The organism is Desmospora profundinema, from assembly GCF_031454155.1.
GTDB lineage: Bacteria > Bacillota > Bacilli > Thermoactinomycetales > DSM-45169 > Desmospora > Desmospora profundinema.
In genome coordinates, this window is the sequence record NZ_JAVDQG010000004.1 from 460,434 (window position 1) to 473,797 (window position 13,364).

A 13,364-nucleotide genomic window follows, 5' to 3' on the forward strand; every position below is an offset into this window, starting at 1 on the left:
GATTACAACACCAATTCCCTTACAATCAAATTCCCAATATAAAGAGCGACTCCCCATATGATAAAGGCGGAAATTTGATTGAGTTTGAGCAACCAAGTGCCCGATTGATCTATTGTCTTGAGCCATCTTCCTGCGATGGCCAACCCGATGAACCATAACCAGGAGATAATGATACAACTGATCGTAAACAGCCATTTTTCGAGACCCGCGTAATTTAAAGAGCTTGTTCCGATTACTCCGATGGTATCCATGATCGCATGCGGGTTCAGCAAGGAAACGGAAGCGGCAAAGCCGATTTGCCGTTTGGCGCTCAGGGGTTTATCGGTGGTTTCCGATGCGGAAGATGGGTTGCTTTTCCACACAGACCATCCCATGTACAACAAAAAGAAGAAGCCGACGCTGAAAAGCCCCAGCTGCAACCAAGGCATGGAGAGAACGATGAGGGAGACTCCCAACACAGCCAAAAGGATCAGCAGCGAATCACAAATAGACGCGGTCAGAACCACGGGTAAGGCACGTAAAAAAGTGGGCTGGTTGGCTCCTTGGTTAAATACAAATACGTTTTGCGCCCCTAAAGGAATGATTAAGCCAAATGCGAGTACCACTCCATGAAGAATGGCTTCAAGCATGATCAAACCTCCCCTCTCCATCTAGATGGTTATGGCGGCATACAAAAGAAATAACCCGCTCCCAGTGAAGGGAAACGGGTTATTTTCCATATCCCGTGGCCGCTTCTGGTGATGATTTCACTATCATTTCCTTCCGTAGAATATCATAGGGATTAGGGACCGTCCAGATTTGTTTAAGCAATCATAAGGCGGGAGTCAGGGTTGGTTACGGCCTGCGGATTCACTCAAAAAATATTGAGGTCCCATTGCTCGACCATTTCTTTTAACAATAAAATACCCGACACGCTGTTGCCTACTTCATCGATCGCCGGACCGTAGATGCCGATTCCGCACCCGTGGGAAAAGGGGCCGTTATTCCGTCCCCGCGGCGGAATGGCTGACAAAATGCCGCCGGCTACGCCGCTTTTGGTGGGAACACCCACAAATGCCGCCAATCTCCCCGAGGCATTGTAGGTACCGCAGGTTAACATTAACGCTTTTGTGATCTTCGTTATTTTCCGGGGAACCACTTGGGTTCCTTTGTAGGGGTGGAGTCCGTCATTGGCGAGCACCAGTCCGATCTTGGCCAAATCCTCGGCGGTAATTTGAATGGAACATTGTCGGGAATAAGCTTCCAACGCTTCTTCCACAGGGGAGGCCAATACGCCGTTTTGTTTCAGATAATAGGCGAGGGACCGGTTTAAATAGGCGGTTTCCCATTCCGATTTGAATACGCTTTCATTTAGAGGCGGGCGATAATCCAATATATCCTCCAATAAATCGATGACCGGTTCCAATTTTTCTATGGCGTTTTTTCCCGGAAGAAGAGAAGTGACGGTGATGGCCCCGGCGTTGATCATCGGGTTAAAGGGCTTGCCCGGTTTGTGGGCTTCCAGGCGAACGATGGAGTTAAACGCATCTCCGGTAGGCTCCACATCCACCCGCTCCATCACCTGCTCAATCCCGTGGATCGAGCAGGCGGCCATAAAACTGATCGCTTTGGAAATGCTTTGCATGGTAAACGGGACGTTCCATTCTCCCGCCTTGAGTGCCTGCCCGCCCTCACTTGCCACACAGATCCCCAAATGTTCGGGGTTCGCTTCGGCCAGGGCCGGAATATAAGTGGCACACTTTCCTTCAGTGGAATAGGGCCGAAATGTTTCTACCCATCGGTTCAATTGTTGCGTCCATTCACATTCCACCTGCGTCAATGAATAGTCCTTCATCTCAATCCCTCATCTTTTGATGGAGTCTCGTGAAACGAAAGGAATTAAAAAAACCTCTTCCCAGAAGAGGTTTCCTGATTAAAAGGGCCCTCCTCTTATCTTTCAGAGCCATGCTCTGCTGGATTTAGCACCATCGGTCTCGTGAACCGAGGTTGCTGAGGTTTCACAGGGCCAGTCCCTCCACCTCTCTGGATAAGAGACGATTGGATCTTCCATTGTTCCGTATTTTACTCGGGCTCTTTGAGGTTGTCAAGGTGAATGTCGATAAGATGAGATACCCCCTTTTTTAAACCTTAAGGATAAGATGAAGTGCTTATATTTTGTTGAACCGTATCTTTTAAATGAATGATTCTGTATAGTTTAAAAATTTTATAAAACTAATTAACCTCAGTGTTCCTTTATTTAACAATTGACACAGGACATGCCTACGGTCAACCTTGAAGATAGGTGGTAAGGGTGGGTATGTGTGGGATATTCAACACCGTTTGGATCAGTCTGGACACTATAAGGCCAGAATGAACGGTATATTTGGGCCATTAACCCAAACGGCTGTAATGGACTTTCAGAGACAGCATGGACTAAGGGTGTACGGAATTGTGGGTAAGCAGACGTGGAACAAACTTGCACAAGTGACTGACACCGCGCAAGAGGTTGATCTGTTGTCACGGCTGGTTTACTCAGAATCCCGTGGTGATCCTTACAAAGGTCAAGTTGTCGTTGCCGCAGTTGTCCTTAACCGTGTAAAGCTCAAGGACTTCCCTTATTCGAGGGGTCATCTGCCAGAAGGGACCATGCGAAGTGGTAAGCAACGGAACGGTCAATCAACGGCCAAATGCTACCGTAGTTAAACGGCTAAAGAGGCTGTTTCAGGAGTTGATCCTTTTGGAGGTGAATCTACTTCAACCCCAAAACGGCTAATATCAATGGATTTTCTCTCCCACAACCATTACCACCATTGGTAATCACAGATTTGCACAATACTTGAAAGGAGAGAAAAACCCAAAATGCGATGGAGAAATTGGTTTATTGGGTCAATATGTGCGTCTTTGGTGGTGGCAGGATTAGCGTTTAACGTACCCCAAGCGAGCGCATCTGTCGATTATAGTAGTGCTTCAGTCGTACGAGAAAGTGGACAAGTTCACATTCCGCAAGGAAGGGTGAACATTAGGAAGAACCCGAGCATTACAGCGCCGATTATACACGCTGTATATGCTGGAATGGATCTTAAATTAAAGGGCGTTGCGGGCACTTGGTACAGGATTAAATTAAGTGACGGGCGCGTAGGTTACGTCCACAACAGCGTATCCCAAAAAGTTGCACAGCAGGACAACGACAGCAAACCGGATAACGTAAAGTCTGCCAGTGGCAAGGTTTTTATCCCTGTGGGCACTGTTAATGTACGTTCTACACCCAATCTTAACGCAAACAATGTTATTACAAAGGTAAGCGCGGGACAGGAACTGAAGTTAACCGGAGCCTTGCCGAACTGGTTCCAAGTTAAATTGAGAGACGGACGCACGGCTTATGTACACAAAAGTGTATCTAAGAAAGTTAGCGACCAACCCGGAAACACCACAAAGGGTGAACAGATTGCCAAGTATGGGACAAGGTACTTGGGGACACCGTACAGGCTGGGATCATCCAGTAACACCACTGCTACGTTTGATTGTTCCAGCTTTGTACAACGGGTATTCAAGGAAAATGGAATCAGCCTTCCCCGATCTGCCATTCAACAGTACAACGCAAGCAATACCCGTCCGATTGCTAAGAGCCAGTTAAAGCCGGGGGACTTAATCTTTACCGGAGACAGTAGAAGCCCTAACACCATCCGGCACGTTGGAATCTACTACGGGGATAACAAGATTATTCACACTTACGGTCCGGGAGGCGTGCGGATCGACCCCATGAGAAATTGGCTTGATCTTAATCGTGGTTGGGTCGTCGCAGTTGCACGCGTAAACGGAGTTAATTAAAAACACTGCCTCACGTTGTAAGCGTGGGGCGTACATACTTATAAAAGCTGTTATAGTCATAATGGAATTAACTGTTATCCTTAAGCCCGGCCATCGATCCGGTAGGAGTCGAGGCATCCATGAACTGTGTACCGAACGTACCTCCAAGTATCATCCCACCAGCGATTAACGCGGCAACCCCGCAATTTTTCCAATTAAACTTACGTCCGTTAAACTTTTTTAATCTTCGTTATTTTATGGGGAACTACTTGGATTCACCCCCTTGGGGTTGTCAAGGTGAATGGATAAGATGAAATGCCCTTTTTTAATTCTTGAGGATAAGAAGGAAGTTCCCATTTTTTGTTGAACCGTATCTTTTAAAGAGAAAGAAAATTAATCGAATATTTCTTTGTAAAACGAAACGGAGGAGAGCAGGTTTTTGAATCGACAGCAACTGATGTTGGCCGCCCTGTTCACCGGTTCCGGAGCGGCCCTGCTTGTTTACATTTTGTCGGGCATCTCGTTATTGGCCACTTTTTTCGTCACTGTGCTTGGGGCAGTGTTGATCGGGTCGCTTATTTGGCGTAAAGCGACCGATCATAAACGGAAATCTTTAAAAGCACTTGTGAAAGTGGGGCTGTTGTCCGGGGTGCTTGCGACCCTTGCGTATGACCTTTCCCGTTATTTATTGGTCACTCTCACTCCGATGACCGTCTGGCCTTTTGAAGCCTTTATGGTATTCGGCCAAGCTTTTGTGGGCGAGGAAGTAAGAGGGCCAGGTATCTTTATGCTCGGTACCGTCTACCACGTGATCAATGGGCTCACGTTTGCGATCGCTTATGCCATCGCTTTTGCGCGCAAAGGGATTTGGGCGGGTCTGACATGGGCCCTTTTGCTGGAGGCACTCATGCTTACGGTGTATCCTGGATGGCTTCGTATCGATCAAATCGGTCAATTCGTAGGGATGTCTATTTTTGGACACGTGTTTTACGGTCTTGTCCTGGGGGTTGCGGCCCAAAGATTAATCATCCGTTATGAAGGTGGTAAGTATGGAGGAAAAACAGGGATCCAAGCATGAAAAGGCTGATTCCGGTTTGATAAAGAGGCTGACTGAATTTTTCTGGATACGACTTTCCCTGTGGGGGCTGTATGGGAGCCGTACTATGCCGCTTACGATGACCGACGGGATTCACCTGACTGCTTGGCCGCGTTGGGGAGCTTTGGCACCGCCGGTGGCTCTTTTGACCGGTTTGCTTTTTGGTTGGTTTCATCTTGGTTATGAGTACGTCTACTCCGAATCGATCTTATTCCTCACCATCGCTGTCATCCTGGGGATATTCAGCGCTCACTTGGGCTTGATGTTTCTGGTTGGTTTTATATTTGGAGAATTCGTCCTGTCATTGGACTGGTCATCCACCCCGGGGTTTGGCCGTAACGGTGTGGTTGAAAATGTGGTTTTTTACCGGATTCCGTTGCTGATTTCCTATGGACTGCTGGCGGTACTGCTGGTCAAGATTCCGGTATTAACCAAACAGCTGCTTGTCCAAATCCGTCCGCCACAAGGACTGAGTGAAAAAGCCAAAACGGTGTTCGTCATGATCGGGCACGGCTTGTTGACCGGTGTCATGGTATATTTCTGGGTACAGATCATGCCTGTTTTGATCCGGCCGGTTTTCACATGGCTTTCACGCAACCCTCGTGTGGATGCGATCGAAACGTTTCAAGTGTACGGATTTTGGCTGGTGATGATCGCGGTGTTCATCTCCATTCTGCGAGTATACCTCCAGAGTTTGACCACTTTTCGGGCGGAGTTACGGAAACGGATGGACCGCGTTGCGGACCGCTTTGAACAAAAATTGGAGGAAAAGCCGAATCTCGTTCCGCTGGGGGAACGGTTGCATCCATGGATACATACGGTTTTGGTTTCCGCCATGTTAACCCTTGTCTTAGCTGGTTTGTACGAATCATGGCTGGACGCTTTTCTGCTGGGAGCGTTTATTCTGGTATTACAAGCGGCAAGAGCCCGCCTCATTCCGGTTCCTCTCGGGAAATGGCCGGAGTGGATGGAACGCATTCCGCTGTTGTACCGTCTGATTATCGGGTTTGTTCTCCTGTTGTATCTGTCCCACACGGTATTGGATTATACCTTTTCCAGCCGTTCGTATACATTCCGTCCGGTGATTCTGCTGACAGGGCTGGCCATGCTGATCACCTTCCTGCTTAACCCCGGAGATCCAAAACCGAGGCCACGTCCTTCTTCTTTCCCGTCTTCCGAATCGAAAGGAGGGCCATCGGCATGAAAAAGGCAACGATCCCCAAACAGTTAAGAATGCGGATACGACAATCGTTCCGTCATTTCGGCGGTGCTCGGCTATGGATCATCATGCTGTTGGCCGCAGGGCTGTTTATGCTGTGGCCTCCGGATGTGGCGGAAGCCCATAACTGTGGGGACTTTCGGGATTGTTACAGCACCTTGCGGGCCGCCGTGGCGGCAACCGTAGGTTTAAGTATGTTTGCCGTCATTCTAAGCATCGGCTTGGACTTTGTGCCAGGAGTGGGACAAGGGAAGGGGATTCTGGAAGCGATCACCGGACGGGATCTGATCACCGGCGAAGAGTTGGAAGACCATGTACGGCTGCTTGGGATCCTGGGACCGGCCGGTCGTATTGCGGGAGGGTTTTCATCGGTTAGTCGTGGAGCCAGCCATCTCGGCAAGGGAGCGGGGATCAGCAAAGGGTACGCGGAGATCGAACGATTGAGAAGAATCTTGCCTAATGTGCCCCCATACTCCCTCAAAAATGGTCGTACGGGAACGGTTGCCAGGGTAGAGGTAAATGGACGCGGGATATTTGGTGTCAATACGACACTGATTAAACAGTCCAAATGGGCACCGAGACATATGGATTTACGCCGAAAATGGCTGAAGGAAGTAAAGTGGGTTCCGCCGAAGAAAAATGAACCGAAGCACTTGGGACATGCGCAATCCCTGAGCCATGCGGAATCCCATGCTTTAATACGGGCTTATGAACGGATGGAGCGATTGGGAGAAAAAATGCCGAAGAAGCTGACGATGCATGTCGACCGGCCAACCTGCAATATCTGTAAAGGAGAAATGCCCGCACTTCTGAAGCGGCTCGGAGTGGAAGAGTTGCACATTTTCAGCGGCGGAAGGCAAGTACCGGATATCATCAAAGCGATCAAATAGACGAAAGGAGAGGTTGGTGTGTCTTACTTGGTTTACCATGGTCCAGTAGGCGATTCGGTTGAGAATCCAACATTGGAATTTATCAAAGATCTGGTTTTCAACCGGGAAGCCGATTATTGGGCCCAAGGCGGTGGGGATTCGGCTTTAGAAATAGAAGGATTAAACGAACGGTTGATTTTCTTCTTCGATGAACCCTACGGCTTTTTCATCATGCGCCATCCCGACTATCTGGCGCCATGCAAAGAGAATGTCGAGATCGAAGTGGTGGAGCACTGGGTTGGTGGAGAACCGATGCGAATTCCGAGCTGCTGTTATGTATCCCGTGATCAGGCGTATGAAATTCTGTCTAAAGTCATAGAAACAAAACAGATTCCAACCGATGTCAATTGGGTGGATATCTATGAAATTGATTTTGACCATGGTTACGAAAGTGAACAGTGATGGAGGTAACGACGCTGATCTGGTTCGGTCGAGTGAATTCTACTACCGACATAACAAACCTGCGGGGCCGACGGTCCCGCAGGTTTTGTATGGGTTGGGCCACTGGTCATTCAATTTTCCGCAAGAACAAGAGAGGGTCGGTATGGCCCTTGGTTCGCCTTTGTACTCACAGAGCGCAGGTCTCGCCTGGTCACTTCGTTCCTGCACTTTTTTGCAACGAAACGAAGACAGCCTACCGACCTGGGACCTCGCCCTACAGATTGTTCAGACACGCCCTGATGAAGGGAGTTATCTCTTACCCCTAACATCGTTTTTTTACGGTATAATCCGGTAAAAGGGAGGCAGAAAATGAATAATCAGACTTATTGGGATAAACGGTATTCTCAAGGAAGGTTATGGGGGGATAATCCTTGTCCATCCGCTGTACGATCCTTCCCCCATTTTACACGTTTAGGGGTTAAGAATGTACTGGTTCCAGGTTGCGGTTACGGACGAAATGCCGTGTATTTTGCACTTCAGGGTTTTGATGTAACGGCTTTTGACCTCTCAAATGTATCGATTTTACACGCGAAAGCGCTGGCTGCCGAACAATCCGTCGATGTTCCATTCTTCCAGGGTGATCTCTTTGACATAGATTTTCTTAGAGGAAAAAAATTCGACGCCGTTTATCTGTCATACGTCATTCACCTTTTTTTAAAAGATCAAAGGGAATCCCTTTTAAAGAGGATGACAGAATGGCTCAAGGATAATGGAATCCTTACTTTTTCATGCATTTCAACCTCTGATCCCCATAATTATGGGTTCGGCCTTGAAGTAGAACCAAATACATTTGTTAAACATGAATCCAAACCCTTGCATTTTTTTACCGGTGATGAGCTGAAAAAACTACTGGAACCCGATTATCGGATCTTAGAACAAAAGATACATACCCAAACGGAGAATGACCCCAGTGGGGAGAGTGAAGAACTTCAATTGTGGTTTGTAGCAGCCGAAAAGTGCACTAAATGATAAAAGTCCAGTCTCTATAGAGCATTCGAGCCATGATAGAGGGCATCTCTTGATTCGGAGTTAGAGGGATGAGATGGGAGAGAAACCAGAACCAAAGCCGCCAACCGCCGGCTTTGGTTCTGGTTTTCTTGGGTTTATGGTTTGCGGGGAAAATGGAAAAGATAAGCCTCGAACGTCCAAATCGTAAGGAGGCTTTTCATGTGAATGATTACACGTGTTATCACTGTGAACATCAAGTGAGCCACGTTCACCCTGTCACCTTTTACGAAACAGACGGAGAACGAAATGAGCTCTTATGCAAGGAATGTTATGCAGAATGGTTGGAGTCGATCAAAGGTTAACCAGGTTTTCTACTCGATGGGTAAATCCATTCTGATGGTTCCTGTATGTAAAAGTGTAGATGGCGAAACGAGACCCAAGCATTTACGATGACGGAAGGGTATAGGTATTTGTACCCTTCAGGGGTGGCGAATAGATATGGAAAGAAATAAGCCGTTCCTGTTCCGGGTTGTGCATCGAATGAATTTGCCCACGATTGATGTGAATAAATTCCCCCGATTGGTATCGCTTTTCTTCAGAAAGTACAGGAACCCGTAAATGGCTTGGGATGGTACACACTTTGTTTAATACTGTTCCGGAAACCACATATACACAACCGATGGATTCGCCATGATCATGGATCGGTGTTTCCGTATGCCCGGGAAGATTTAAGACAATCGCTTCGAACAAATCGGTTCGGAAAATAATATTCCTTCCGTAGTTGAGCGGCGGCTGAGGGGGTGTAATATATGGGGTGATTTTCTCAAATGTACAATGGATTTGTTCAATCACACGTCTAAGATATGAACAATCGGCTTGTGTCTGTGTTTGAAGCGATCGTTTTAAGCCATCCATGACATCCATTTGAATTCCCTCCACATGTTCAAATATACAGAGGATCATCCCGATCGTGTCGGATTGTTCTCTATATTTGAGCCTCTGTAATCGACAACATTCTAGCAGGCTGTACTTCAATGTATTCTGTTTTGGAAACAAGAGTACCTGTATACTATGGAAAAAATTGTGAAAAATACATGAACACTTATGCAGATGGAAGACTTATATCCTCTATCTGCTTCTTCGCTTTAAAAAACTAAAATATCCGCTTCCATCAAGGAAAATCAAACCCTCCATTTTATGAATCAATTGGCGATGACCGATGATGACGCTACATTGGATACTCCCCTACATCGGGCCATCACCCCATCCAAATGGGGAGAGCCCCTGCTCGATTTCCTAAAATGATGTTTTTCAACAAACATCCAAGGCGGATCATGATTACTATAAATTTCCTTTTTAAAAGAAGTTTATTTTAAGACCGGCTTTGCGTATAATTTGGCTTAAGGCAAATTTGTTTTCCGTATAAATCATATTTTCCATCGGCCAACATTCTCCCCGCAACCCGCTCTTTTTTTTGGACATAAAGTTGCAGCGAGGAAAGAAATTAGACATAAGGAAACACTTGGAGGTCTTCTTAGGAAGGAAGAAAGAAAGGAAAAGCCATCATAATGGGAACTCGGATGGATGAAAAGCAGACATGGCAATGTCTGAAGTTTGTTGTTGGACGGAGGGAAGATTCTTGCAAAAGATACGACAAACCCATACGGGCTTTGTGAAATCGGAACGAAACATATACGAGGATAAAAAACCAGAAGAATCAAAAAAATGGCCCCGGAGTGTATTGCTACATTTGGTGACCATTATGCGGATTTTGTTCGGGGTAGGTTGGTTGTCGGCTGGAGTCTCCAAGGTGACGGGGGAGGGATGGTTCACGCAACCGGGAAAATTTCTTCATAGTTATCTGGAACATGCGCTGACATTGCCCCAAGTGCCGGGATTCTACAAGTTTTTCATCGAGCACGTGGTGCTGGAACACCTGTTATTGTTCAACTATGTCATCCCGATCACCCAAATCATCTTAGGGTTATTCCTGATATTCGGTTTTCTGATCGTTCCGTCGGTGATGCTCTGCCTGTTCATGCACGTCAACTTTATTCTCTCGGGAAACATGAATCTGATCAGCCTGGTCCTCTATACCACTGCGTTCGGTATCCTTCTGAGCCAGGATCGGATCTATCAATGGAGCCTGGACCAATATTGGGGCTTCTCAAGGAAGAAATCCATCAGACTCCCAACGGTGCATCAATGAAGTTTGTTGAACCATCCAGGGTCCAACAGGAGGATAACGAAGCGACAGATAGATAGCGAATCGTGAACGAACCGGTCCCACCCCTTCCGAACAGATGGTGGCAAAGTCGATTGAAAAGCTCTTTCGTAAAGCGAAGGGGCGGATTTTCTTCTCCACCTTTGTTTCAAACGTCTATCGCCTGCAACAAGTCGTGGAAGCCGCTCACCTCTATGGAAGAAAGCTGGCTATTTTGGGCTATAGTATGGAAAGGGCGTTAGCGATCAGCGAGACTCTCGGCCATTTGAAAATCCCGGATCATTTGATTATCGATGTAAAAGAGATTCACCGATACAAAGCCGATAAAGTGGTGGCTTTATGTACCGGGAGCCAGGGGGAACCCCGGTCGGCACTGTCGCGGATCGCGGCAAAATCCCATCGCTCCGTTCAGGTTCAGCCAGGGGATACCGTGATCCTGTCTCCTGCTCCCATCCCGGGAAATACTCGTCGTATCTATAAAACCATTGATCGGTTGTTTCGGTTGGGAGCCGATGTCATCCATGGCCCCAAGTGGATATCCATGCTTCCGGTCATGGAAGCCAACACGATCAACAGATGATGCTTCGCCTGACCAAACCGCAGTATTTCATCCCCATCCACGGCGAATATCGGATGCTCGTCACCCATGCGAAGTTGGCCGAAGAAACGGGAGTGAAGCCGGAAAACATCTTTGTTTTGGATAATGGAGAAAAGGTTCATTTAACCCGTAGAAGAGGAATGAAGAAGGGATGGGTCCCCACTGATTTAATGGTGGTGGATGAAAGCGTGATCGAGGAGAAGTGGATCGTGCCCAATGGAGGGCGGAAATGGTTCAACGTCTCAATCGGTTCCTGTCGAAAAAAATCCAGCGTAATCCTTTTATATTCCATGCGGTTTCTTATGTTTAATCTACTTAAGAAAGGAGGCCGTCTTTGGATAAACCCTACTTAATCAGCGCTTCCACCTTTATCGTTGCGAAGTTCCAGGCGATTCGTTTAAATCTGGAGGACCACGAATGGATTTACGTTCCTTATGATGAAAAGGAACGGCAACGCAGAATCCGCAACTTGCATTACACTCCGGAAGAAGCCAAAAGCAGGCTATACGGCTTTTTCTCGAAAGAGGAATATCAATACCTGATCCAAAACTAGCTATCCCTTTCTAATTCTACAGGAAGGGAGGAGAGGGCGAGGCGATCCGCCTCGTTTTTTGGCTTTTGAAAGGCCTGTATCTCGGAATGCCTCTTGCTTATCAATTTTTATGTCAGGAAAATTGACATAAACCTTTATTTCACTCCGGTTGTATGGTAAAATCATGTTACAACGATAATCGATGTGAATAAACCTGACATAAGTGAGGGTGGTATCATGAAACAAGGGAAAATGTTCATTACTCTCCCGGAACACTTTTTGACAGGATGTTTTAATCAGGTGCTCAATCTGGTAGCCGTTAATTCCCGTTATGAAAGCACCATTCTCTTTCAGAAGAATAACGAAATTTGTGATGGGAAAAGCCTGTCGGGCTTAACGTCGTTTTTTTCAACAGTAAAATCGGGTGAGCATATATGGCTCTATACGGATGGGACAGATGCAGATAAAGCATTAAAATCCATTAAAAAGGTGCTGTCCGGTGTGACCCCTATTGCTCGGACTCAGATCGGGTAGGATATCCTGGATCATGGATTAGAGACAAACTCAGCCCCCTCTTTTGAGGGGGCTGAGTTTGTTGGCCATGCATTAGCTGTGTTTGTCGCTTTTCGGGTATTGAAAAAGAAGGAACCCGCATGTTTGATTCAGGATATAATGGATGAGAGCAGGGATCCTTGCCGGACTTTGATGTAAAGGGGGGAAGAACATGAAGGTGGTAAAAATCTTAATCCATGCGAGTACATGGTTTGCTCCTGTGCTCGTGCCGTTGCTTGTTTGGCTTCTGGCAAAAGAGGACGATCTAAAGAGGCTTTCCTTGCAAGCCCTTGTTTTTCATTTTGTGATCTGGTTGTTGGTATCCATCTCCTATGTTTTTTCCTTTATCCTGATCGGATTGCCGTTCCTGATTATTTTTGCCCTCATCGGATTGATCGCCCCGATTATCGGGATTATAAGGGCACTCCAAGAGCGTCGGTTCGATTACCCCATTATCGGATCATTCATTAAGTAAACGTCTGTTGATTCCTGAATCAAACCTGAATCAAAAAAGAATCTAAGTAACGAGTTTTAAAAAAGCCACCGATTCGGTGGGCTTTTTTTATGTTACGGATGGTTCACGAAAGCAAACGATAAATAATGGATAAAATGATTGTAAAAAAATAGTTACAGTTATTCTAGAGAATCTTTCATCCCATCTAACTCTAAAGTTACGTGATAAACGCCATTCATTTGTGATTTGTTTATTTAAATCTTTATTAAACCGAAAGAGTTGTACGAGTTGTAAAACTAATATTAGTCCTAATATACCGATTACTAATCGTAACCATTCCATATCATACACCTCTCAATTTACCGGACAGACGGTGCGCTCTATATCACCGTTCCAACGTCTTCTTTGTTACACGGATAGGATTTAATTTGGGCTTGTTCTTATCGCTTACAGCGTAAAATCTCCTGCTCCTTAAAATCTCACAGTAAGTATTAGAACTTATTTCAAAATTCGATTAATAGACCAGAGGATGAGTGCAACAAAACAGAAAGCCTTGTACATATGTACATAAGAGTCATATCGAAC

17 protein-coding genes and 1 riboswitch are annotated in these 13,364 nt (G+C 46.4%); of the genes, 14 read left to right on the plus strand and 3 right to left on the minus strand.

Annotation, left to right across the window (positions count from 1 at the left end; all coding sequences use genetic code 11):
* Positions 1 to 2: 2 nt before the first annotated feature.
* Both JOE21_RS11230 and JOE21_RS11235 read right to left on the minus strand, forming a co-directional pair.
* Positions 3 to 629: a LysE/ArgO family amino acid transporter gene (locus JOE21_RS11230; RefSeq protein ID WP_309866011.1), complete on the minus strand. Its 627-nt coding sequence runs from the start codon at positions 627 to 629 to the stop codon at positions 3 to 5.
* Positions 630 to 853: 224 nt separating this feature from the next.
* Positions 854 to 1,834: a glutaminase gene (locus tag JOE21_RS11235; protein WP_309866014.1), complete on the minus strand. Its 981-nt coding sequence runs from the start codon at positions 1,832 to 1,834 to the stop codon at positions 854 to 856.
* A 92-nt stretch (positions 1,835 to 1,926) separates the two neighbouring features.
* Positions 1,927 to 2,033: riboswitch (SAM riboswitch) on the minus strand.
* Between the two features lie 265 nt (positions 2,034 to 2,298).
* Between JOE21_RS11235 and JOE21_RS17795 the strand changes: the two genes are divergently transcribed.
* The 8 genes from JOE21_RS17795 (at position 2,299) to JOE21_RS11270 (ending at position 8,781) form a co-directional block, all read left to right on the plus strand.
* Positions 2,299 to 2,682 carry a peptidoglycan-binding protein gene (locus JOE21_RS17795; protein WP_374709350.1) on the plus strand — a complete coding sequence of 128 codons (384 nt, stop codon included), beginning with the start codon at positions 2,299 to 2,301 and terminating at the stop codon, positions 2,680 to 2,682.
* 156 nt (positions 2,683 to 2,838) lie between these two features.
* Positions 2,839 to 3,807 carry a C40 family peptidase gene (locus JOE21_RS17915; RefSeq protein WP_510183845.1) on the plus strand — a complete coding sequence of 323 codons (969 nt, stop codon included), beginning with the start codon at positions 2,839 to 2,841 and terminating at the stop codon, positions 3,805 to 3,807.
* Positions 3,808 to 4,225: 418 nt separating this feature from the next.
* The gene (locus tag JOE21_RS11245) at positions 4,226 to 4,864 is read left to right on the plus strand and encodes a hypothetical protein (protein ID WP_309866018.1); all 639 of its coding nucleotides are present in this window, start codon (positions 4,226 to 4,228) and stop codon (positions 4,862 to 4,864) included.
* Positions 4,836 to 6,086, plus strand: coding sequence for a hypothetical protein (locus tag JOE21_RS11250; RefSeq protein ID WP_309866020.1), 1,251 nt, complete (start codon positions 4,836 to 4,838; stop codon positions 6,084 to 6,086). Before JOE21_RS11245 ends, JOE21_RS11250 begins: the two co-directional genes overlap by 29 nt.
* The gene (locus JOE21_RS11255; RefSeq protein WP_309866022.1) at positions 6,083 to 6,991 is read left to right on the plus strand and encodes a pre-toxin TG domain-containing protein; all 909 of its coding nucleotides are present in this window, start codon (positions 6,083 to 6,085) and stop codon (positions 6,989 to 6,991) included. Before JOE21_RS11250 ends, JOE21_RS11255 begins: the two co-directional genes overlap by 4 nt.
* Positions 6,992 to 7,009: 18 nt before the next feature.
* Positions 7,010 to 7,432: a hypothetical protein gene (locus JOE21_RS11260; protein ID WP_309866025.1), complete on the plus strand. Its 423-nt coding sequence runs from the start codon at positions 7,010 to 7,012 to the stop codon at positions 7,430 to 7,432.
* Between the two features lie 348 nt (positions 7,433 to 7,780).
* On the plus strand, positions 7,781 to 8,440 hold the full coding sequence (locus JOE21_RS11265) for a class I SAM-dependent methyltransferase (RefSeq protein ID WP_309866028.1): 660 nt from the start codon (positions 7,781 to 7,783) through the stop codon (positions 8,438 to 8,440).
* A 200-nt stretch (positions 8,441 to 8,640) separates the two neighbouring features.
* Complete coding sequence (locus tag JOE21_RS11270; RefSeq protein ID WP_309866031.1) at positions 8,641 to 8,781, plus strand: hypothetical protein; 141 nt, start codon at positions 8,641 to 8,643, stop codon at positions 8,779 to 8,781.
* An 82-nt stretch (positions 8,782 to 8,863) separates the two neighbouring features.
* Here the strand turns inward: JOE21_RS11270 and JOE21_RS11275 are convergent, their stop codons facing one another.
* A complete protein-coding gene (locus tag JOE21_RS11275; RefSeq protein ID WP_309866033.1) occupies positions 8,864 to 9,343 on the minus strand; it encodes a cysteine dioxygenase in 480 nt (159 codons plus the stop codon).
* Positions 9,344 to 10,058: 715 nt separating this feature from the next.
* Between JOE21_RS11275 and JOE21_RS11280 the strand changes: the two genes are divergently transcribed.
* From JOE21_RS11280 to JOE21_RS11305, 6 genes are all read left to right on the plus strand, one after another.
* The gene (locus tag JOE21_RS11280) at positions 10,059 to 10,628 is read left to right on the plus strand and encodes a DoxX family protein (RefSeq protein ID WP_309866036.1); all 570 of its coding nucleotides are present in this window, start codon (positions 10,059 to 10,061) and stop codon (positions 10,626 to 10,628) included.
* 97 nt (positions 10,629 to 10,725) lie between these two features.
* Positions 10,726 to 11,223, plus strand: a complete 498-nt coding sequence (locus JOE21_RS11285) for a ribonuclease J (protein ID WP_309866039.1) — start codon at positions 10,726 to 10,728, stop codon at positions 11,221 to 11,223.
* The gene (locus tag JOE21_RS11290; RefSeq protein ID WP_309866042.1) at positions 11,223 to 11,594 is read left to right on the plus strand and encodes an MBL fold metallo-hydrolase RNA specificity domain-containing protein; all 372 of its coding nucleotides are present in this window, start codon (positions 11,223 to 11,225) and stop codon (positions 11,592 to 11,594) included. Before JOE21_RS11285 ends, JOE21_RS11290 begins: the two co-directional genes overlap by 1 nt.
* Positions 11,576 to 11,794 carry a hypothetical protein gene (locus JOE21_RS11295; RefSeq protein ID WP_309866045.1) on the plus strand — a complete coding sequence of 73 codons (219 nt, stop codon included), beginning with the start codon at positions 11,576 to 11,578 and terminating at the stop codon, positions 11,792 to 11,794. The genes JOE21_RS11290 and JOE21_RS11295 overlap by 19 nt, the downstream gene beginning before the upstream one ends.
* 216 nt (positions 11,795 to 12,010) lie before the next feature.
* The gene (locus JOE21_RS11300; protein ID WP_309866047.1) at positions 12,011 to 12,307 is read left to right on the plus strand and encodes an HPr family phosphocarrier protein; all 297 of its coding nucleotides are present in this window, start codon (positions 12,011 to 12,013) and stop codon (positions 12,305 to 12,307) included.
* A gap of 190 nt (positions 12,308 to 12,497) precedes the next feature.
* A complete protein-coding gene (locus JOE21_RS11305) occupies positions 12,498 to 12,800 on the plus strand; it encodes a magnetosome magnetite crystal formation protein family (protein WP_309866049.1) in 303 nt (100 codons plus the stop codon).
* Positions 12,801 to 13,364: the final 564 nt, after the last annotated feature.